Source organism: Pseudomonas sp. ef1 (genome assembly GCF_007293365.2).
In the GTDB taxonomy this organism is placed as follows: domain Bacteria; phylum Pseudomonadota; class Gammaproteobacteria; order Pseudomonadales; family Pseudomonadaceae; genus Aquipseudomonas; species Aquipseudomonas siliginis.
Genome location: NZ_CM129815.1, coordinates 412,727 through 433,361, shown reverse-complemented (window position 1 = coordinate 433,361; position 20,635 = coordinate 412,727). Strand labels below are relative to the sequence as shown.

Genomic DNA, 20,635 nt, shown 5'->3' with positions numbered 1-20,635 from the left:
CGAAGCTCGGTTTATAACCAAAAGAAAAGCGCCGAAGCGCTTGTCAGGATTCAAACAATGCAGTGTTTTCATCGAGCCAGCCCTGCAGCAGCAGGGCAGCGGCGATGGCGTCCACCGGGTTGTCGCGGTAACTGCCTTTCTGCCCGCCACGCACCAGTCGCTCGCCCTTGGCTTCGAAAGTGGTCAGGCGTTCGTCGTGGGTATAGAAGGGCAGGTTGTAGCGGCCGTTGAGGCGGCGGGCGAATTTCTCGGCGCGCACGCACATGTCGCTCGGCGTGCCGTCCATGTTCAGCGGCAGGCCGACCACCACGGCGTCGGGTTTCCATTCTTTTATCAGCGCTTCGACCTGATCCCAGTTCGGCACGCCGTTCTGCGCTTTCAGGGTGCACAGCTCGCGGGCCTGGCCGGTGATGACCTGGCCGACCGCGACGCCGATCTGTTTGGTGCCGTAGTCGAAGCCGAGAATCAGGCGCAGGGCCATCAGGCGTGACCTGCCTGGCTGGTGAGCAGATTGAGATCGATGCCCAAGTGCCGCGCTGCCGCTTCCAGGCGCAATTCGCTGCGGGTGTTGAACAGGATGTCGGCGTTGAACGGGCAGGTCAGCCAGGCGTTGTCGGCCAGTTCGGCTTCCAGTTGCCCGGCTTCCCAGCCGGCGTAACCCAGGGTAATCAGGCTCTGCGCGGGGCCGACGCCGTCAGCGATGGCGAACAGCACGTCCTGCGAAGTCGACAGGGCAAGGTCGCCGTCCAGCTGCGCCGTGGCCTGAAAGGTCTGGCCCGCCGGGTGCAGGACGAAACCGCGATCGGTCTGCACCGGCCCGCCGATGAAGATCGGCACATCCTGGCAGCGTGCCGGCGGCTCGATGTCCGGGCGCAACTGTTCGAGGATGTCGGCCAGGTTCAAGTCTTGCGGCCTGTTGACCACCAGCCCCATCGCGCCATTGGCCGTGTGCTCGACGATGTAGGTCAAGGTGTGGGCAAAGTTCGGGTCGGCCATGTGTGGCATGGCGATCAGGAAGTGATGCTTGAGGTAGCTGGGGCTGACGTTTTTCATGAGCGCTAGTGTGGCGTCGAAGGGGCAAACTGACAAGCTGAGGCTTTAAAAGATCGCAGCCTTCGGCAGCTCCTACAGGGTGTACGCAGGCCCACTGTAGGAGCTGCCGAAGGCTGCGATCTTTTGATTTTGCTCTTAATTGCTTGAGAGCTTGTCGCCCCGGGCAAATTTCCAGGTGCGAATGATTTCCAGGCGGTCGATATCCGACAGATCGCCGGTAAACGGTGCAAACGGCGCGGCCAGGCGGACGATGCGCTGCGCCGCCTGATCGAGCAGCGGCTGGCCGGAGGATTCGAGCACCAGCACTTCATACAGCGAACCGTCGCGGTTGATCGAGACCATCAGGCGCAAATTGCCGTAGATCTGCTTGCGTCGGGCTTCTTCGGGATAGTTGAGGTTGCCGATGCGCTCGACCTTCTTGCGCCAGTCGTCCTTGTACCACGCGCCCTTGTCGCGCATGGTCGAGGCCGCGCTCAGTCGGTGGATGCGCGGGCGCTTGGCGTACAGCTGTTGTTCCTTGGCCAGCTCCGCCTCGAGGCTGGCGATGTCGCTGGACAGCTGCGAGCTGTCGAACACCGGCGCGTCGACGGTCGGTTTGACTTCGGTTTTGCTTTCTTCTTTCTTGGTCGGCGCCTTTTTCGGTTTCGGCGCGACGGTGGTCACCGCTGCCTTCGGTGCGGCTTCCTGCACCACTGGCTTGGCGGCGGGCGGCGGGGTGACCTTTTTGACCTGATTGTCCTGGAACGGCGCGACTTCGGTGGTCTTGGGCAGGGCCTTCTTGTCGAGCGTGCCGCTGCCTTCCTGGTTTTCCTGAGCGAGAAAATCTGCCTTTTCCGGCTTCTTCTCGGCCTTGAAGGTGGCCAGGGTGATTTCCAGGGTTTTGCTGATCTGCTGCGGCTCGACCATGGTGAAGCCGACGCCGAGCAGCAGCGCCAGGTGAATCAGCGCCGCGAGAAACAGGGTAAAACCGAGGCGATCGGCCGGGCGCACGCCACGATGGGCGAGTTCAGCGGGCAGATCGGACGGCAGAGTCATCGTAGAAAAACCAACATCGCGTTTTTTTGGGCTCGGCATGATAACGCAATGTTGGTTTTTAGCTGCAAGCGACGAGCTTCAAGCGACAAGCTGCATAGGGGCAGCTTCAAGCTTCAAGCTTCAAGCTGGCGCGGGCCGGCTTCAAGCTTGTGGCTTGCGGCTCGAAGCTTGCAGCTGCTTTTCGATCGCATCCATCAGCATCCCGCCGATATCAGTGCCGAACGCAGTGTCGATTTCGCGGATGCAGGTCGGGCTGGTGACGTTGATTTCGGTCAGGTGCTCGCCGATCACGTCGAGGCCGACAAACAGCAAGCCTTTCTCGCGCAAGGTCGGGCCGACCTGGGCGGCGATCCAGCGATCCTTCTCGGTCAGCGGACGCGCTTCGCCACGGCCACCGGCGGCGAGGTTGCCACGGGTTTCGCCCAGCGCCGGAATCCGCGCCAGGCAGTAATCCACCGGCTCGCCATCGATCATCAGGATGCGCTTGTCGCCATCGACGATCGCCGGCAGGTAACCCTGAATCATGATCTGCTGCTTGCCGTGCAGGGTCAGGGTTTCGAGGATTACCGAGAGGTTGGGGTGGCCGGCGGTGTGGCGGAAGATCGACGAACCGCCCATGCCGTCCAGCGGCTTGAGGATCACGTCACCGTGATGGTCGGCGAACTCACGCAATACGTCCGGGCGGCGGCTGACGATGGTCGGCGGCGTGCACTGCGGAAACAGCGTGGCGAACAGCTTTTCATTGCAGTCGCGCAGGCTCTGCGGCTTGTTCACCACCAGCACGCCGGCGGCTTCGGCCTGTTCCAGCAGATAAGTGGAATAGACGAATTCCATGTCGAACGGCGGATCCTTGCGCATCAGGATCACGTCCAGGTCGCTCAGCAGCTTGTCCTGTTCGGCGTCCAGCTCGAACCATTTGTCCGGGTTGGCGAAGACTTTCAGCGGGCTCATCCGCGCCCGCGCCTGGCCTTCGGCCTGATACAGGTCTTTCTGTTCCATGTAGAACAGTTCCCAGCCACGCTTCTGCGCGGCCAGCAGCATGGCCAGCGAGCTATCCTTTTTATAGGAGATGCTGGCGATAGGGTCCATGACAATCCCGACGCGAACGCTCATTGGGTTTTCCTCGAAATTTGGCTACCGGATCGGTATTGAAAAAGTGCCGCCAGAGTGGCGCCGGGCGGGTTTCGGGTCAAGGAAAAACCCGTCGATAGATTGCATCTGGAGACTGTGCTAAAAAGGCTGGCAGATCGCGCCGCCCCATGGGTTTCAAGGGTTTCAGGCCATTATTCACAGCAAAACGGACAATTTGATTCGCAAAGGCGACGGTAGAACCCTCTTATGGAACAGCAGTCCAGCGCCTTGAAGGTCATGGTGATCGACGACTCGAAAACGATTCGCCGCACCGCCGAAACATTGTTGAAGAATGTCGGTTGCGAAGTGATCACCGCCATCGACGGTTTCGACGCGCTGGCGAAGATTGCCGACCACCATCCCGGGATCATCTTTGTCGACATCATGATGCCGCGTCTGGATGGTTATCAGACCTGCGCCCTGATCAAGAACAACAGCGCCTTCAAGGCGACGCCGGTGATCATGCTGTCGTCCAGGGACGGTCTGTTCGACAAGGCCAAGGGGCGGATTGTCGGTTCTGATCAATTTCTGACCAAGCCGTTCAGCAAAGAAGAACTGCTCAACGCGATCCAGGCCCATGTTCCGGGCTTCGCCGCCGTTTTGCCGCAGTAAGACACGCACAGTGACGCTCGGCCAGCGGGCCGGCAGTCGACCAGAAAAATGGGGAAGACCATGGCACGTATCCTGATCGTCGATGATTCGCCGACTGAAATGTACAAACTCACCGGCATGCTCGAAAAGCACGGCCATGAAGTGCTCAAGGCCGAGAACGGCGCCGACGGCGTGGCCCTGGCCCGTCAGGAAAAACCCGACGCGGTGCTGATGGACATCGTCATGCCCGGCCTCAACGGTTTTCAGGCGACCCGGCAGTTGACCAAGGATGCCGACACTGCGCACATCCCGGTGATCATCATCACCACCAAGGATCAGGAGACCGACAAGGTCTGGGGCACCCGCCAGGGCGCCAAGGATTACCTGACCAAACCGGTCGACGAAGACACCCTGATCAAGACCCTGAACAACGTCCTCAACGGCTGATCGCGCGATCATGAACGAATCGCTGACCGCGTTCGAACTGCTCTGGCAGATCGACCAGCGCTGCCGCCTGCTGGCAGCCGACCTGCCGTCGCAAGCGGCGCGCCCGGATCGCTGGAGCGGCATCGGCTTTCGCCTCGGCGAGCATTGGTATGTGGCGCCGATGGGCGAAGTCAGCGAAGTCCTGCATGAACCGCGCTTCACCCAGTTGCCCGGGGTCAAGCCGTGGGTCAAGGGTGTGGCCAATCTGCGCGGGCGGCTGCTGCCGATCATGGACCTGTGCGGCTTCTTCGGCCATGAGCTGTCGCCGCTGCGCAAACAACGGCGGGTATTGGTGGTGGAACATGAAGACGTGTTCGCCGGGGTAATGGTCGACGAAGTCATCGGCTTGCAGCATTTCGAACAGGGCAGTTTCGAGCCGCTGTCGATCAGCAAGCGCCAGGGCTCCAAGGCTGAATTCGTCAAAGGCTATTTCCGCCGTGAACAGAACTGGCGGGTGTTCAGCCTGTTCGCACTGGCCAGGTCTCCGGTGTTCATGGGTGTGGCTCTATAGCACGAACAACAGAACCCATGTGGACGCGGGCCATGTGGCGAGGGGATTTATCCCCGTTGGGTCGCGCAGCGGCCGCAAAAACTGCAATGCCTGACACCGTCAGCGCATGCGATATTTTTGCGACTGCTTCGCAGCCGAACGGGGATAAATCCCCTCGCCACAAGGCTCGCTCCCACAAGGGCCATGGCAGGTTTCATAGGCGAGGACCGATGACAAAAGCAAAAACAGGCAAGTCGGCAGAAGCATCGCGCAGTCGCGCACAGATCATCGTGCTGTTTATCGCACTGATCGTGTTCATCATGCTGCTGTTCGCCAACTTCGCGTACCTCAACACCCAGGCGAACTACGACAAGCAGTACATCGGCCATGCCGGCGAACTGCGCGTGCTTTCGCAACGCATTGCCAAGAACGCCACCGAAGCGGCGGCGGGCAAGGCTGCGGCGTTCAAACTGCTCAGTGATGCGCGCAACGATTTTGCCCAGCGCTGGGGCTACCTGAAGAAGGGTGACCCGAACACCGGCCTGCCACCGGCACCCGTCGCGGTGCGCCCGGAAATGCGCGCGGTGCAGATGGACTGGGAGCGCCTGTTGAAAAACACCGATGCGATCCTCAGCAGCGAACAGACCGTGCTGTCGCTGCATCAGGTCGCCGCGACGCTGGCCGAAACCGTGCCGCAGTTGCAGATCGAATACGAAAAAGTCGTGGAAATCCTGCTCCAGCGCGGCGCTCCGGCGGCGCAGGTGGCAATGGCGCAACGGCAATCGCTACTGGCTGAACGCATTCTTGGCGCAGTCAACACCGTGCTCGCCGGTGACGAAAATTCACAGCAGGCCGCCGACGCCTTTGGCCGCGATGCCGCGCGTTTCGGTCTGGTGCTCAACGGCATGTTGCAGGGCAACCCGGCGCTGAAAATCAGCCAGGTCGAAGACCGCGACGCCCGCGCCCGTTTGAGCGAAATTTCCGAGCTGTTCCAGTTCGTTTCCGGCTCCGTGGATGAAATCCTCGAAACCTCGCCAGAGCTGTTCAAGGTGCGCGAATCGGCGAGCAACATCTTCACCCTGTCGCAAACCCTGCTCGACGAAGCCTCGCATCTGGCCACCGGGTTCGAGCATCTGGCCGGCGGGCGCAACACCGACACCATTGGCGGCTATGTGCTGGGCTTGCTGGCGCTGGCCTCGATCATCCTCATCGGTCTGGTCATGGTCCGCGAAACCAATCGCCAGTTGCGTGAAACCGCCGAGAAGAACGAGCGCAACCAGAACGCGATCATGCGCCTGCTCGACGAAATCGAAGACCTCGCCGATGGCGACCTCACCGTGACCGCTTCGGTGACCGAAGACTTCACCGGCACCATCGCCGACTCGATCAACTATTCCGTCGACCAATTGCGCGATCTGGTCGCCACCATCAACCTCACCGCCGGCCAGGTTGCCGCCGCTGTGCAGGAAACCCAGGCCACCGCCATGCATCTGGCCCAGGCCTCGGAGCAACAGGCCCAGCAGATTTCCGAAGCCTCGACGGCGATCAGCGACATGGCCGAGTCCATCGATCAGGTCTCGGCCAACGCTGCCGAATCGTCGGCGGTGGCCGAGCGGTCTGTGGAAATCGCCAACAAGGGCAACGAGGTGGTGCACAACACCATCCACGGCATGGACAACATCCGCGAACAGATTCAGGACACCGCCAAGCGCATCAAGCGCCTCGGCGAGTCGTCCCAGGAAATCGGCGACATCGTCAGCCTGATCGACGACATCGCCGACCAGACCAACATTCTCGCCCTCAACGCAGCGATCCAGGCATCGATGGCCGGCGACGCCGGGCGCGGTTTTGCCGTGGTTGCCGACGAAGTGCAGCGGCTGGCCGAGCGTTCGTCCGCCGCGACCCGGCAGATCGAAACGCTGGTGCGGGCGATTCAGGCCGACACCAATGAAGCGGTGATTTCCATGGAACAGACCACCACCGAAGTGGTGCGCGGCGCGCGACTGGCGCAGGATGCCGGTGTGGCTCTGGAAGAAATCGAAGGCGTATCCAAGACCCTCGCGGCGCTGATCCAGAGCATTTCCAACGCGGCGCAACAGCAGACGTCTTCGGCCGGGCAGATCTCGCTGACGATGAACGTGATCCAGCAGATCACCTCGCAAACCTCGTCGGGGTCCACCGCCACCGCCGAGAGCATCGGCAACCTGGCGAAAATGGCCAGTCAGCTGCGTCGTTCGGTGTCCGGATTCACCTTGCCGGCGGCGACAGATAAAGCGTGAGTGGAGTGGTTATGGGTGATCGGCACGACTACGTGGCCCTGGAATGGGTCAAGGGCGAAATTGCCGAAACGCTGAGGCTGGCGCATCAGGCGATCGAAGCCGTGCTCGACGATCCGCAGGCCTTCCCCGGGCTGGACGAGTGCCTGGCGTACATTCATCAGGTCCACGGCAGCCTGCAGATGGTCGAGTTCTACGGCGCAGCGTTGCTTGCCGAAGAAATGGAGCATCTGGTCGAAGCCCTGCAACATCAACGCGTGCCACACCGCGACGAAGCCCTGCACCTGCTGCTGCAAGCTCTGGGGCAACTGCCGCTTTACCTTGACCGCGTGCAGAGCGCCCGCCGCGACCTGCCGCTGGTAGTGTTGCCGCTGATCAACGATCTGCGCAGCGCCCGTGGTGAAAGCCTGTTGGCGGAAACCAGTCTGTTCAGCCCGCCACTGCCCGAGCTGGCGCTGCTCGGCGACGGGGCACTCGCCGCGCTGGAACCGCCCGATCTGCCGAACGTGCTGCGCAAACTGCGGCAGATGCTGCAAATGGCCCTGGTCGGGCTGCTGCGCGAACAGGATGACCAGACGCACCTCGGTTATCTGGCCAAGGTCTTTACCCGCCTTGAAGCGCTGAGCGGCGATGCGCCGTTGAGCCCGCTGTGGCAGATCGCCTCGGCGCTGGTCGAGGGCATGCGTGAGGGCGTCATCGCCAACAGTCCGGCGCTGCGCAGCCTGTTCAAGGACGCCGACCAAGAGCTCAAGCGCCTGCTCGAGCAGGGCATCGTCGGGCTCAATCAACCGGCGCCGGCCGAGCTGCTGAAAAGCCTGTTGTTCTATATTGCCAAAGCCGAACATCCCACCGGGCAGATGCTGACCATGAAAGATCACTACTCCCTGGACGACGCGTTGCCCGACAGCGCGATGGTCGATGAAGAACGCGCGCGCCTCGCCGGCCCCGACCGCGATGCCATGCGCTCGGTGCTGGCGGCGCTGTGCGAAGAGCTGGTGCGGGTCAAGGAGCGCCTCGATCTGTTCGTGCGCAGCGACCGCCAGCACGCCTCGGATCTGGACAGCCTGCTCGCACCGCTGCGGCAGATTGCCGACACCCTCGCGGTGCTGGGTTTCGGCCAGCCGCGCAAAGTCATCATCGACCAACTGGCAGTGGTGCTCAGCCTCGCCCAAGGCCAGCGCGAACCGAACGACGCGATTCTCATGGACGTCGCCGGGGCCTTGCTCTACGTCGAAGCGACGCTGGCCGGCATGGTCGGCACGGTGGAGACGCAAAGTGCCGAAGACGCGCGCCTGCCGACCACCGACCTGACGCAGATCCATCAGATCGTGATCAAGGAAGCGCGCATCTGCCTGCAACAGGCCAAGGACATGATCGTCGACTACATCGACGCCGATTGGGACCGCCAGCATCTGCAATCGCTGCCCGAACTGCTGACGCAGGTGCGCGGCGCGCTGGCGATGATTCCGCTGGCCCGCGCAGCGAGTCTGGTCGAGGCCTGCAACGGTTTCATTCGCGAGCATTTGATGCTCGATGCCCACGAACCGGGCTGGGAACAACTCGATCATCTGGCCGATGTGATCAGCAGCCTGGAGTATTACCTCGAACGCCTGAGCGACGACCCGCAGGCACCCGCCGAACATCTGCTCGATGTCGCGCAAAACAGCCTCGCCAGCCTCGGCTTCTTCGCCAACGAGCAGCCCGGCGAAGCGCAGGTGCCGGTGCTCGATGAGGTGCTCAGCCCCAGCGAAGCGCAGCTCATGCAGGATCTGCAAACCCTCGACGACCCTGACGTCGTGCAGTCGCTGGCCGAGGTGCTGGCCAGCCCGCTGTCGGCGCTCAACCCGCCGGCGCGCAACAGCCCCGACAGCCTGATGCCGCCGCCGGCCGATGAAGAACCGGTCGACGACGAACTGCGCGAAGTGTTCCTCGAAGAGACCGACGAAGTCCTCGCGGTCCTTCACGAATACCTGCCGCGCTGGAGCGCCAATCCCCAGGACCGCGCCGCGCTGACCGAACTGCGTCGGGCCTTCCATACCTTGAAGGGCAGCGGGCGCATGGTCCGCGCGTTGGTCCTTGGCGAACTGGCCTGGGCGGTGGAAAACCTGCTCAACCGCGTGCTCGAACAAAGCGTCGAACCCGGCGCAGTGCTGCGCCAGTTGCTCGGCGACACCGTGTTGCTGCTGCCCGAGCTGATCAACGAATTCGCCACCCAGCGCCAGCGCCAACGCAACGATGTCGACCAACTCGCCGCCCGCGCCCACGCGTTGGCCAAAGGCGATGAACCGCTGGCTGCCGAAGACACCGACGACGTCGCCGCGCTTGATCCGCTGCTGCTGGAAATCTTCCGCAAAGAAGCCGAAACCCACCTCGCCAGCCTCAACCGTTTCCTCGATCAGGCCGCCGAACAGGTGCCGTTACCGGCCAGCGACGAGCTGCAACGGGCGCTGCACACGCTCAAGGGCAGTGCCTCGATGGCCGGCGTATTGCCGATGGCCGAACTGGCGGCGTCGCTGGATCAACTGGCCCGCGAGTTCAAGGCGCACCAGTTGCCGCTGGATCTGGACGAGGTCGAACTACTGCTCGAAGCCGAGGGCTTGTTCCGCGTCGGCCTGCGTCAGCTCAAACACGATCCGCTGGCGCCGATTGTCGGTGCGCAGTCGCTGATCAAACGCACCGAGGCGCTGCTCGCCGAGCGCCTGCAAGCCAGCTCCGATGGCGCTGACAGCGGCCTGCGCCTCAAGCGCGATCCGCAACTGATCAACAACTTCCTCGCCCAGGGCATGGACATCCTCCTCGACGCCGAAAACCTTTTGCAGCGCTGGCAGCAACACCCCGGCGAACGCCAGGAACTCAGCGCCTTGCTCGATGAGCTGACCACTCTGGGCGAGGGCGCGCACCTTGCCGATCTGCTTCCGGTCGATGGCCTCTGCGAAGCTTTGCTCGACCTGTATGGCGCGGTGGAAGAAAGCAGCCTGGCGGTCAGTGAGCGGTTTTTCCACGAGGCGCAACTGGCCCACGAAGCGCTGATCAACATGCTCGACGAGCTCGCTGCCGGCCAGGAAGTCACCCCGCAGCCGGAGCGGATTCGCGCCTTGCAGGATCTGCTTGACGAAGGTCTCGACCCGGCGGCGATGGGCCTGATCCGCAGCGACGGCAGCCGCACCCTGGACATTCGCGAACTGGGCAGCGCCACCGCGCAATTGCAGCAATCGGTTGCCGCCCTTGAGCCTGACGACGAGATCGTCGAAATCTTCCTTGAAGAGGCGGTGGACATTCTCGACAGCGCCGGGCAAGCCTTGCAGCGCTGGCGCAAGGATCCGGACAACGCCGCGCCGCTGTCGTCATTGCAGCGCGACTTGCACACGCTGAAGGGCGGCGCGCGCATGGCCGAGGTCGAGGTTATCGGCGACCTTGCCCAGGAGCTGGAAAACCTCTACGAAGGGCTGGTCGATCGACGCTACAACCACAGCGCCGCGCTCGAAGGTTTGCTCCAGCAAAGTCACGAGCGTTTGGCGCTGATGCTGGAGCAACTGCAAGCGCATCAAGCGCTGACCCCGGCGCAGGATCTGATCGACGCGATCCGTCAATTGCGTCAGGGCCAGGCCGCCAGCGAATCTGCCCCCGCAGCGGTCGAACACGACAACGCCGGGCATGATCCGGAACTGTTGGAAATCTTCCTCGAAGAAGGTTTCGACATCATCGAAAGCTCCGGCGCCGCGCTGTTGCGCTGGCAGGCCGAGCCGGGCAACCGTCAGGAAATCGAAACCCTGCTGCGCGATCTGCACACCCTCAAGGGCGGCGCGCGGATGGTCGAAATCGGCCCGATCGGCGACCTCGCCCATGAGCTGGAATTTCTCTACGAAAGTCTCTCTAGCGGTGCGCTGCAACCGTCCGCCGAACTGTTCGCGCTGGTGCAGCGCGGCCATGACCGACTGGCGCAAATGCTCGATGGTGTGCGCGCCGGGCAGCCGTGCCCACCGGCCGATCGGCTGATCAATGCGATCCAGAATTTCAGTCACCCGGTGCAGGTTGAAGCGCCGCCGGCGCCGGCTCCAGTCATCAAGCCCGAGGCCACGCCGCCGAGCGCCGATGCTGGCGCGGACATGGTCAAGGTCTCGTCCGAACTGCTCGATGAGCTGGTCAATCTGGCCGGGGAAACCTCGATCTTTCGTGGGCGAATCGAGCAGCAAGTCAACGATGCGCAGATTGCCCTCAACGAGATGGAAACCACCATCGAGCGCATGCGCGATCAGTTGCGCCGCCTCGACACCGAAACCCAGGGGCGCATTCTCAGCCGCCAGCAAGTCGATGGCGAACGCCTCGGTTATGAAGACTTCGACCCGCTGGAAATGGACCGCCATTCGCAGCTCCAGCAACTGTCGCGGGCGCTGTTCGAATCCGCTTCTGACCTGCTCGACCTCAAGGAAACCCTCGACCGCCGCAATCACGACGCAGAAAACCTGTTGCAACAACAGGGGCGGATCAACACCGAGCTGCAGGAAGGCCTTATGCGTACGCGCATGGTGCCGTTCGAACGCATGGTGCCGCGTCTGAAACGCATCGTTCGTCAGGTCGCCGAAGAGCTGGGCAAGGATGTCGCGTTCGTCGTCGGCAACGCTGATGGCGAGATGGATCGCAACGTGCTGGAGCGGATGGCCGCGCCGCTGGAACATATGCTGCGCAATGCCGTCGACCATGGCCTCGAATCTGCCGAGGTGCGATTGGCGGCGGGTAAACCGGCGCAAGGGCAGATCACCCTCGATCTGTCCCGCGAGGGCGGCGACATGGTTTTCGACATCCGCGATGACGGCGCCGGTGTGCCGCTGGAAGCCGTGCGGCGCAAGGCGATCAAGCGCGGTCTGCTGGCGCCCGACGCCGAGATCAGCGACCGCGACGTGTTGCAGTTCATCCTTCAGCCGGGTTTCTCCACGGCGGAAAAGATCACCCAGATTTCCGGGCGTGGCGTCGGCATGGACGTAGTCCACGAAGAGGTGCGTCAGCTCGGCGGCAGCATGAGTATCGATTCGGTGCCGGGGCAGGGCGTGCATTTCCGCATTCGCCTGCCGTTCACCGTGTCGGTCAACCGCGCGCTGATGGTGCAGTGCGGCGAGGATCAATACGCGATCCCGCTGAACACCATCGAAGGCATCGTGCGTGTGTTGCCGAATGATCTGGAAGGGCATTTCCGTCACGATCCACCGAGTTATCAATACGGCGGCCAGCGTTATGAGCTGTGCTATCTCGGCGAGCTGTTGAAGACTGCGCCACGGCCGAAACTGCTCGGGCAGAACCTGCCGTTGCCGGTGCTGCTGGTGCATTGCAACGACCGCCATGTTGCGGTGCTGGTCGACTCCATGGCCGGCACCCGTGAGATCGTGGTCAAGAGTCTCGGCCCGCAGTTCGCGGCGGTGCAGGGCGTGTCGGGGGCGACGATTCTCGGCGACGGCCGGGTGGTGCTGATTCTGGATCTGCTCGCACCGATCCGGGCGATGCAGGCGCGGCTGGCGCAGGAACCGACGCCCACGGAGATCGACAGCGAACCGCACAAGCCGCTGCTGATCATGGTCGTCGATGACTCGGTAACGGTGCGCAAAGTCACCAGCCGTTTGCTCGAGCGCCACGGCATGAACGTGCTGACTGCCAAGGACGGCGTCGATGCGATGCTGCTGCTCGAAGAGCACCTGCCCGACCTGATGCTGCTCGACATCGAAATGCCGCGCATGGACGGCTTCGAAGTCGCCACCCAGGTGCGCGCCGACGAACGCCTGTGCCACTTGCCGATCATCATGATCACCTCGCGCACCGGGCAGAAACACCGCGACCGCGCCATGGCCATCGGCGTCAACGACTACCTCGGCAAGCCGTATCAGGAATCGGTGTTGCTGGAGAGCATCGCCCAGTGGAGCAAGAAACATGCATGAGCACCGGCACAACCCGCGCACCAGCCAGCTCACCGGGCTGCTGCTGCCGCTGGCCGATCGCAACCTGATCCTGCCCAATGTAGCCATCGCCGAGCTGATCGACTACCAGGCCAGCGCCTTCGACCTCGACACTCCGCCGTGGTACCTGGGCCGGGTAACGTGGCGCGAGCGGCAGATTCCGTTGATCAGTTTCGAATCGGCCTGCGGGCAGAAAATCGTCATCGGCGAACGGGCGCGGATCGTCATTCTGAATGCGCTGGGCGGCTTGCCCGAGCTGAGATTCATCGCCCTGTTGGTGCAGGGGATTCCTCGGTCGTACAAGCTGGACAGTCAGTTGAGTTATGTCGATGTGCCGTTGTGTGCGCTGGAGCAGGCGGCGGTGCAGGTCGGCGAGCAGGTGGCGAAGGTGCCGGATTTGTTGGGGCTGGAGAAGTTACTGGTGGATGCGGGATTGGCCCGCTGATCCAAGGCTTTCGCTTGATCGTTCCCACGCTCCGCGTGGGAATGCAGCCCGGGACGCTCCGCGTCCCATCAAGAGCCGAACGCGGAGCGTCCGTAGAGGCATTCCCACGCAGAGCGTGGGAACGATCAACATCAAGCCACGCCTGTGTTTAAAGACACCCGGTGTTACGCCCCGCCAGCCTACAAATCCTTGCGCCGCTGCCTACGCCTGCGCCAGAATCCGCCGGCTTGTGCGCTCAGGGGTTGCTGCGTAACTTGGATCGGGTCACTGATTCCCAGTGATCGGGTTTAGCAGCCCGTGGTAAATCTGAGGTTGCACGAGCACCGTCAGTCAGGCTTCACGCCTGCACTTGATGGCGGCTGTGCGCAGGGCGCTTCGGCGCGCCGGCTTCCTTAGGTTCCCCGGTCTGCTAACCTGCGTTCAGCTGCCACCCCTTCTTTTAGCAGAGATGCGGTTGCGGCTTTATCCGGAACCTGAAGATGAAAAAACCATCGCCCAATCCGCCGACCAAAGACCCGGCATCGCCCTACCAATCCCCCGACTCAAAGAAATTTCACGACGCCGCCGAGCGTGCCCTCGACCATTACCTCGGCCCGCCCAGCGCTGACTTCATGGCCCCGCCATACATCCCCAATACGCTGTACATGGCCAACCCCGAAGCCGACACCGAGTCCTTGCTGGCCGACGCTTGTGAAACCCTGGGTTCGGCCACGGTGATGCTGCACAACCACGCCGCTTCCGTGGAAGGTTCGCAGCGCAAGACCCTGCAGGGCATCGCGCAGATTGTGATGGTGGCGGAGATGGCGGTGAACCGGGTGCTGGACAAAATGGTGCCAACCGACTGAGCGAATTCGCTGAGGCGACTGACCTCTTCGCGAGCAGGCTCGCTCCCCCAGTTGGAATGCGTTCGATCGTTCGATCGTTCCCACGCTCCTCGTGGGACTGCAGCCCGGGACGCTCCGCGTCCCTTCCAAAGCCGAACGCGGAGCGTCCGTTGCGGCATTCCCACGCGGAGCGTGGGAACGATCAACTGTGGGAGCGAGCCTGCTCGCGAAAGCGATCGTGACCATTACTCTCAGCGTAATGATTCACCACCCAGCTTGATTGATGCCCTCACCGCACACGCCTAACTTGGCTCCACGACAGCGAACCCGTGGAGTGAGCATGACAACAACAATTTCCCCCGACTCGCGCTGGACGCGGCGGCGTGACGAGAAGCAGCGCCGGCTCGACAAGGTGCGCGGGCTCGCCGATGGCGCGGTGTTGCCCAGCGACAAGATCGTCGCCGCGCTCGAAGCGCTGATCCATCCCGGCGACCGCGTGGTGCTAGAGGGCAACAACCAGAAGCAGGCGGATTTCCTTTCGCGCTCGCTGGCCAAGACCGACCCGGCCAAGCTCCACGATCTGCACATGATCATGCCCAGCGTCGGCCGCTCCGAACACCTTGATCTGTTCGAACGTGGCATTGCCCGCAAGCTCGATTTCTCCTTCGCCGGCACCCAGAGCCTGCGCATCAGCCAATTGCTCGAAGATGGCTTGCTCGAAGTCGGCGCCATTCACACGTACATCGAACTCTACGCCCGCCTCGTCGTGGACCTGATCCCCAACGTTGTGCTCTCGGCCGGTTTCATGGCCGACCGCGCCGGCAACATCTACACCGGCCCGAGTACCGAAGACACCCCCGCACTGATCGAACCGGCGGCGTTCAGCGACGGTATCGTTATCGTCCAGGTCAACCAATTGGTCGACGACGTCAGCGAACTGCCCCGCGTAGACATTCCCGCTTCATGGGTCGATTTCGTTGTGGTCGCCGACAAGCCGTTCTACATCGAACCGCTGTTCACCCGCGACCCACGCCACATCAAGCCTGTGCACGTCTTGATGGCGATGATGGCGATTCGCGGGATCTACGAAAAACACAACGTGCAGTCGCTCAACCACGGCATCGGTTTCAACACCGCCGCCATCGAATTGATCCTGCCGACCTACGGCGAATCCCTCGGTTTGAAAGGCAAGATCTGCCGCAACTGGACGCTCAACCCGCACCCGACGCTGATTCCGGCGATCGAAAGCGGCTGGGTCGAGAGCGTGCATTGCTTCGGCACCGAACTGGGCATGGAAAACTACATCGCCGCTCGGCCGGATGTGTTCTTCACCGGCCGCGACGGCTCGCTGCGCTCCAACCGTATGGTCTGCCAACTGGCCGGGCAATACGCGGTGGATCTGTTTATCGGCGCGACGTTGCAAGTCGACGGCGACGGCCATTCCTCGACGGTGACTCGGGGCCGTCTCGCCGGTTTCGGTGGTGCGCCGAACATGGGCCACGACCCGCGCGGCCGCCGTCACGGCACCCCGGCGTGGCTGGACATGCGCCACGCCGACGGGCCGCAACTCGATGCTCGAACGCGGCAAGAAACTCGTGGTGCAAATGGTCGAGACCTTCCAGGAGGGCGGCAAACCGACCTTCGTTGAAACCCTCGACGCGGTGGAAGTGGCGAAGAAAAGCGGCATGCCGCTGGCGCCGATCATGATCTACGGCGACGACGTTACCCACCTGCTCACCGAAGAAGGCATCGCCTACCTGTACAAGGCGCGCTCGCTGGAAGAACGTCAGGCGATGATCGCAGCGGTCGCCGGGGTTACCGCCATCGGCCTGCGGCACAATCCGAAAGACACCGAACGCATGCGCCGCGAAGGCCTGATCGCCTTGCCCGAAGACCTTGGCATCCGCCGCACCGACGCCACCCGCGAATTGCTCGCGGCGAAAAGCGTCGCCGATCTGGTCGAGTGGTCCGGCGGCCTGTACAACCCGCCCGCCAAATTCAGGAGCTGGTAATGCACGCATTTAACCTGCAAGCGAAACCGCTGTCCCTGGCTGATCGATTGGCCGATCTGGCGGTGGACGCGTTGATCGACGAAGCCGATCTGTCGCCGAAACCGGCGCTGGTCGATCGTCGCGGCAATGGCGCACACACCGATCTGCACCTGGGCCTGATGCACGCGTCGGCGTTGGCCTTGTGGCCAGCATTCAAGGAAATGGCCGAGGCCGCGCTGGAGATCGGTGAAGTCGGTGTGCCGTTGCGCGAAGCGATCGGCCGCATCGGCCGCGAGGGCGAACAAGCGATGCTCGTGACCACCAACCGCGTCAACACCCATCGCGGTGCGATCTGGGCGTTGGGACTGTTGGTGACGGCCGCCGCGCTGCAACCGAAATCCGTCGCCCTGTGCGCCGCCCGCCTGGCACTGCTCGACGACCGCTACGCACCGACGCCGCTCAGCCACGGCGCACAAGTCGCCCAGCGTTACGGCGCACGCGGTGCTCGCGAGGAAGCGCAACTCGGCTTCCCGTCCGTGCTGCAACGCGGCCTGCCGCAACTGCAGAAAAGCCGCGCCAACGGCCACGGCGAGCAGAACGCCCGGCTCGATGCGTTGCTGGCGATCATGACCGAGCTGGCCGACACCTGCGTGCTCTACCGCGCCGGGGAAACGGGCCTGCACGCCATGCAGGCCGGCGCGCAAGCGGTGCTCGATGCCGGTGGCAGCGCCAGCCTCAGCGGTCGCCGGCGCCTGCACGAACTGGATCAACAACTCATCGCATTGAATGCCTCGCCCGGTGGCGCCGCCGACCTGCTCGCCGCCACGCTGCTGCTCGATCGTATCGAGCGCGCCGGCATCTCTCAGGGAGCGTTTTGATGGAAAACCTATCGTTTGAATTCCCCGCCGGGCAGCCGCCACGCGGGCGTGCGCTGGTCGGCTGTGTCGGCTCGGGGGATCTGGAAGTGCTGATCGAACCGGGTCTGGCCGGCAAACTGACGATCAACGTGCAGACCTCGGTCAACGGCGCGCAGCTGCGCTGGCAGCACCTGTTTGCGCGGATGTTCGACGGCACCACGCCGCCAGCGATGGCCATCGATATCCACGATTTCGGCGCGACGCCGGGGGTGGTGCGCTTGCGTCTGGAACAGGGTTTCGAGGAGATCGGCCATGACTGACAGCGCAGCGCTGCTGAATAAACACAGTTTCGTCGAACTCGGCGCGCGGCAGCGGGCGCAAGCCTTGCTCGACGCCGGGACCTTTCGCGAACTGCTCGATCCGTTTCAACGGGTCATGTCGCCGTGGCTTGAGCGCCAGGGTGTGGTGCCGCAAGCCGACGACGGCGTGATTATCGCCAAGGGCCGCCTCGACGGTTTGCCGGTGGTCATCGCGGCGATTGAAGGTGCGTTTCAGGGCGGCAGCCTTGGCGAAGTCGGCGGGGCGAAGATTGCCGGTGCGCTGGAACTGGCTGCCGAAGACAACCGCAACGGCATCCCCACCCGCGCGGTATTGCTGCTGGAAACCGGTGGCGTGCGCTTGCAGGAAGCCAATCTAGGGCTGGCGGCGATTGCCGATATTCACGCGGCGATTGTCGATCTGCAGCAATACCAACCGGTGGTCGGCGTGGTCGCCGGCAGTGTCGGTTGCTTCGGCGGCATGTCGATCGCCGCAGCGCTGTGCAGTTATTTGCTGGTGACTCAGGAAGCACGCCTCGGTCTGAACGGCCCGCAGGTAATCGAGCAGGAAGCCGGGATCGAGGAATACGACTCCCGCGACCGGCCCTTCATCTGGAGCCTGACCGGCGGCGAACAGCGTTTCCACAGTGGTCTGGTGGATCGTTATGTCGCCGATGACGTGGCGCAGATTCGTCAGCAGGTTGGTGAATTGCTCCAGCAAGGCTTGCCGGCACAGCCGCGCAGTCAGCGCGCGGCGTGGTTTCTGCAACGCCTGGCGAGCCTGGACACGGACAAGCAAATCGATCCCTCGGTGGTTCGCGATCTGTATCAAGGAGAGCGCTCATGAGCAGTTATTCACTGCGCGGTTTGCACTGGTTCAACGCCTTGAGCACGGGCGCTGAAAGCATCGAAGGTTTGCCGCCGTCATTGAAAGTGGCCGACGCTGAGCTCGGGCGTTTTATCGCCGTGGTCGCCGACCCGGACAATCGTTTCCCCCGCGCCCGAAACGGCGAAGTCGGTTTGCTCGAAGGCTGGGGGCTGGCCAAGGCTGTGGATGACGCGATCAGCGCCGACCGCGACAGCGCACAGAAGCGCCCGATCATCGCCATCGTCGATGTGCCGAGCCAGGCGTATGGCCGGCGCGAAGAAGCCCTCGGCATTCATCAGGCGCTGGCCGGCGCGGCGGACAGTTATGCTCGTGCGCGATTGGCCGGGCATCCGGTGATTGCGCTGCTGGTGGGCAAGGCCATGTCGGGTGCGTTTCTCGCCCACGGTTATCAGGCCAATCGCCTGATTGCTTTGCGCGATCCCGGCGTGATGGTCCACGCGATGGGCAAAGCCTCGGCGGCGCGGGTGACCTTGCGCAGTGTCGAGGAACTGGAAGCGCTGGCCTCGAGCGTGCCGCCGATGGCCTACGACATCGACAGCTACGCCAGCCTCGGCCTGCTCTGGGAAACCCTCTCGGTGCAGCAGATCGAGCAACCGACGGCGGAAGATCTGACGCGCGTGACTGAGTGCCTCAAGCAAGCGATCAACGATGTGACAAGCACAGATTTGAAAGGGCGACTTGGTGCGAGCAATCGTGCCGCCTCCAGCAAAGTCCGCGAGTTGCTGAGGGCGCAGTGGTGAACCTGCCCCTGGCCCACGATCTGCTCTGGGGCATGACCCCGGCGCAGTTGCCGGCGGATGCGCCGCAGTGGGCGGTCGCGGCGCTGGCGGCCGGGCAACCGGTGGTGGTGCGCCGGGCGGTGAGTGCTGACGGTTTTGTCGCGGTCGGCGTGCGCGGTGTGTTGCGTCAACAACGGCTGGCGGCATTTATGGCGCTGGATTCGATTGCCTGTCGGGTCAGTCCCGAAGCCCTTTGTCATGTTGAGTGTGAGCGAGATCTGCCGGTGATGCAGGCGCTCAAACAGCTGCGGCCGCTGCTCGATGACTGCCGTTGGGTCTGGGGTGTCAGCGGCAGTGTCGGGTTTGAATTGGCCAGTGGTTTTGCAGCGATGCATGCGGCCAGTGATCTCGATCTGATTCTGCGTGCGCCGCAGATGATCACGCGCAATCAGGCATGCAAACTCGTGGAGCTTTTCGATCAGGCTGTGTGCCGGGTCGACATGCAATTGCAGACGCCATTCGGCGCGGTGGCGCTGCGTGAATGGGCCAACGGTTCGTCCCGAGTGCTGCTGAAAAATGCTTATCAGGCCTGTCTGGTGACGGATCCGTGGAACCCGCAGGAGCAGGCAGCGTGAGCAGCCTGTTGGTGTTTCCCGGCCAAGGCGCGCAGCAAGCGGGCATGCTCCAGCGTTTGCCAAGGGAAACGCTGGTCGAGGCCAGTGATGTGCTCGGCGAGGATGTCTTGCTGCTGGATTGTGCCGAGGCATTGCGCACGACACGAGCGGTTCAGCTGTGCCTGCTGATCGCCGGTGTCGCTGCTTCGCGGCAGTTATTGCAGGATGAACTGAGCGCGGATTACGTCGCCGGCCTGTCCATCGGCGCCTACCCGGCGGCGGTGGTGGCGGGGGCCTTGAGTTTCAGCGATGCGCTGCATCTGGTCAGTCTGCGCGGTGAGCTGATGCAGCAGGCTTATCCACAGGGCTACGGCATGACCGCGATCATCGGCTTGCAGTTGTCCACAGTCGAAACCCTGCTGGCCCAGGTGCACAGCGAAGATGCGCCGGTGTATCTGGCCAACATCAACGCCGATAACCAAGTGGTGATTGCCGGCAGCGACAAGGCCATGCAAGCGGTGGCCGAACTGGCGCGCAGTCGCGGCGCCGGAGTGGCGAAACGGCTGGCGGTGAGCGTGCCGTCGCATTGCCCATTGCTGGAAAAACCGGCGCAGGCGCTTGCCGAAGCCTTCGCCAGGGTCGAACTTAAAACGCCACGGATCGGCTATCTCAGCGGCAGCCGCGCCCGCCCTGTGAGCAAAGTCGAAGCGCTGCGTGACGACCTCGCTTTCAACATGTGCCGCGTGGTGGACTGGCGCGGCACCGTGCAAAGCGCCTACGAGCGCGGCGTACGTCTACAGATCGAACTGCCGCCCGGTGCGGTGCTGACCGGGCTGGCGCGCCGGGTGTTCGAGCAGGGCACCGTCACTGCCTTCGACAGTGCCCGCCTAGACACCCTGCAAGCGCTGTTGCGCGAGGAGGGTGGCCGCCAACTCTAAAACCGCCGCGACTCAAGCTTCGAACAACAAAAACAAC

The 20,635-nt window shown here is 63.1% G+C and carries 17 protein-coding genes and 1 pseudogene; 14 read left to right on the top strand and 4 right to left on the bottom strand.

The window, feature by feature from the left end:
- Positions 1-43: 43 nt before the first annotated feature.
- The 4 genes from ruvX to gshB form a co-directional block, all read right to left on the bottom strand.
- A complete protein-coding gene (gene ruvX, locus FEE99_RS02090; protein ID WP_041476809.1) occupies positions 44-481 on the bottom strand; it encodes a Holliday junction resolvase RuvX in 438 nt (145 codons plus the stop codon).
- Entirely contained in the window at positions 481-1,053 is a 573-nt protein-coding gene (locus FEE99_RS02085; RefSeq protein WP_016772739.1) for a YqgE/AlgH family protein, read from the bottom strand. The genes ruvX and FEE99_RS02085 overlap by 1 nt, the downstream gene beginning before the upstream one ends.
- Positions 1,054-1,188: 135 nt before the next feature.
- Positions 1,189-2,088 (bottom strand): energy transducer TonB, encoded by a 900-nt coding sequence (locus FEE99_RS02080; protein WP_039757551.1) that lies wholly within the window; start codon positions 2,086-2,088, stop codon positions 1,189-1,191.
- Between the two features lie 141 nt (positions 2,089-2,229).
- Complete coding sequence (gene gshB, locus FEE99_RS02075; protein ID WP_041476808.1) at positions 2,230-3,201, bottom strand: glutathione synthase; 972 nt, start codon at positions 3,199-3,201, stop codon at positions 2,230-2,232.
- A gap of 225 nt (positions 3,202-3,426) precedes the next feature.
- On the opposite strand from gshB, the gene pilG reads away from it, so the two are divergent.
- From pilG to mdcH, 14 genes and pseudogenes are all read left to right on the top strand, one after another.
- Positions 3,427-3,831, top strand: coding sequence for a twitching motility response regulator PilG (gene pilG / locus FEE99_RS02070; protein WP_016772743.1), 405 nt, complete (start codon positions 3,427-3,429; stop codon positions 3,829-3,831).
- 60 nt (positions 3,832-3,891) lie between these two features.
- Positions 3,892-4,257, top strand: a complete 366-nt coding sequence (gene pilH, locus FEE99_RS02065; RefSeq protein ID WP_016772744.1) for a twitching motility response regulator PilH — start codon at positions 3,892-3,894, stop codon at positions 4,255-4,257.
- A 10-nt stretch (positions 4,258-4,267) separates the two neighbouring features.
- Complete coding sequence (locus FEE99_RS02060) at positions 4,268-4,807, top strand: chemotaxis protein CheW (RefSeq protein WP_016772745.1); 540 nt, start codon at positions 4,268-4,270, stop codon at positions 4,805-4,807.
- Between the two features lie 209 nt (positions 4,808-5,016).
- A complete protein-coding gene (locus FEE99_RS02055; RefSeq protein ID WP_041476807.1) occupies positions 5,017-7,065 on the top strand; it encodes a methyl-accepting chemotaxis protein in 2,049 nt (682 codons plus the stop codon).
- A gap of 11 nt (positions 7,066-7,076) precedes the next feature.
- On the top strand, positions 7,077-12,986 hold the full coding sequence (locus FEE99_RS02050; RefSeq protein ID WP_064361033.1) for an Hpt domain-containing protein: 5,910 nt from the start codon (positions 7,077-7,079) through the stop codon (positions 12,984-12,986).
- Positions 12,979-13,449 (top strand): chemotaxis protein CheW, encoded by a 471-nt coding sequence (locus FEE99_RS02045; protein ID WP_041476805.1) that lies wholly within the window; start codon positions 12,979-12,981, stop codon positions 13,447-13,449. Before FEE99_RS02050 ends, FEE99_RS02045 begins: the two co-directional genes overlap by 8 nt.
- Positions 13,450-13,928: 479 nt before the next feature.
- Positions 13,929-14,294, top strand: a complete 366-nt coding sequence (locus tag FEE99_RS02040) for a DUF6124 family protein (protein ID WP_041476804.1) — start codon at positions 13,929-13,931, stop codon at positions 14,292-14,294.
- 319 nt (positions 14,295-14,613) lie between these two features.
- Positions 14,614-16,285, top strand: a pseudogene (mdcA, locus tag FEE99_RS02035) (malonate decarboxylase subunit alpha).
- A complete protein-coding gene (locus tag FEE99_RS02030; RefSeq protein WP_041476802.1) occupies positions 16,285-17,142 on the top strand; it encodes a triphosphoribosyl-dephospho-CoA synthase in 858 nt (285 codons plus the stop codon). Before mdcA ends, FEE99_RS02030 begins: the two are co-directional and overlap by 1 nt.
- Positions 17,142-17,441, top strand: coding sequence for a malonate decarboxylase subunit delta (locus tag FEE99_RS02025; RefSeq protein ID WP_041476801.1), 300 nt, complete (start codon positions 17,142-17,144; stop codon positions 17,439-17,441). Before FEE99_RS02030 ends, FEE99_RS02025 begins: the two co-directional genes overlap by 1 nt.
- On the top strand, positions 17,434-18,285 hold the full coding sequence (locus FEE99_RS02020; RefSeq protein ID WP_041476800.1) for a biotin-independent malonate decarboxylase subunit beta: 852 nt from the start codon (positions 17,434-17,436) through the stop codon (positions 18,283-18,285). The genes FEE99_RS02025 and FEE99_RS02020 overlap by 8 nt, the downstream gene beginning before the upstream one ends.
- Complete coding sequence (mdcE, locus tag FEE99_RS02015) at positions 18,282-19,067, top strand: biotin-independent malonate decarboxylase subunit gamma (RefSeq protein ID WP_041476799.1); 786 nt, start codon at positions 18,282-18,284, stop codon at positions 19,065-19,067. The genes FEE99_RS02020 and mdcE overlap by 4 nt, the downstream gene beginning before the upstream one ends.
- The gene (locus tag FEE99_RS02010; RefSeq protein WP_041476798.1) at positions 19,061-19,681 is read left to right on the top strand and encodes a malonate decarboxylase holo-ACP synthase; all 621 of its coding nucleotides are present in this window, start codon (positions 19,061-19,063) and stop codon (positions 19,679-19,681) included. Before mdcE ends, FEE99_RS02010 begins: the two co-directional genes overlap by 7 nt.
- Positions 19,678-20,598: a malonate decarboxylase subunit epsilon gene (mdcH, locus tag FEE99_RS02005; protein WP_041476797.1), complete on the top strand. Its 921-nt coding sequence runs from the start codon at positions 19,678-19,680 to the stop codon at positions 20,596-20,598. The genes FEE99_RS02010 and mdcH overlap by 4 nt, the downstream gene beginning before the upstream one ends.
- The last annotated feature ends 37 nt before the right edge of the window (positions 20,599-20,635 follow it).

Bases quoted from the DNA above. Each gene is read 5' to 3' on its own strand.
- FEE99_RS02020 (WP_041476800.1), top strand. From the start codon at position 17,434: ATGACTGACAGCGCAGCGCTGCTGAATAAACACAGTTTCGTCGAACTC.
- FEE99_RS02060 (WP_016772745.1), top strand. From the start codon at position 4,268: ATGAACGAATCGCTGACCGCGTTCGAACTGCTCTGGCAGATCGACCAG.
- FEE99_RS02055 (WP_041476807.1), top strand. From the start codon at position 5,017: ATGACAAAAGCAAAAACAGGCAAGTCGGCAGAAGCATCGCGCAGTCGC.
- FEE99_RS02050 (WP_064361033.1), top strand. From the start codon at position 7,077: ATGGGTGATCGGCACGACTACGTGGCCCTGGAATGGGTCAAGGGCGAA.
- FEE99_RS02080 (WP_039757551.1), bottom strand. From the start codon at position 2,088: ATGACTCTGCCGTCCGATCTGCCCGCTGAACTCGCCCATCGTGGCGTG.
- FEE99_RS02045 (WP_041476805.1), top strand. From the start codon at position 12,979: ATGCATGAGCACCGGCACAACCCGCGCACCAGCCAGCTCACCGGGCTG.
- FEE99_RS02085 (WP_016772739.1), bottom strand. From the start codon at position 1,053: ATGAAAAACGTCAGCCCCAGCTACCTCAAGCATCACTTCCTGATCGCC.
- FEE99_RS02040 (WP_041476804.1), top strand. From the start codon at position 13,929: ATGAAAAAACCATCGCCCAATCCGCCGACCAAAGACCCGGCATCGCCC.
- FEE99_RS02030 (WP_041476802.1), top strand. From the start codon at position 16,285: ATGCACGCATTTAACCTGCAAGCGAAACCGCTGTCCCTGGCTGATCGA.
- gshB (WP_041476808.1), bottom strand. From the start codon at position 3,201: ATGAGCGTTCGCGTCGGGATTGTCATGGACCCTATCGCCAGCATCTCC.
- FEE99_RS02025 (WP_041476801.1), top strand. From the start codon at position 17,142: ATGGAAAACCTATCGTTTGAATTCCCCGCCGGGCAGCCGCCACGCGGG.
- ruvX (WP_041476809.1), bottom strand. From the start codon at position 481: ATGGCCCTGCGCCTGATTCTCGGCTTCGACTACGGCACCAAACAGATC.
- pilH (WP_016772744.1), top strand. From the start codon at position 3,892: ATGGCACGTATCCTGATCGTCGATGATTCGCCGACTGAAATGTACAAA.
- pilG (WP_016772743.1), top strand. From the start codon at position 3,427: ATGGAACAGCAGTCCAGCGCCTTGAAGGTCATGGTGATCGACGACTCG.
- mdcE (WP_041476799.1), top strand. From the start codon at position 18,282: ATGAGCAGTTATTCACTGCGCGGTTTGCACTGGTTCAACGCCTTGAGC.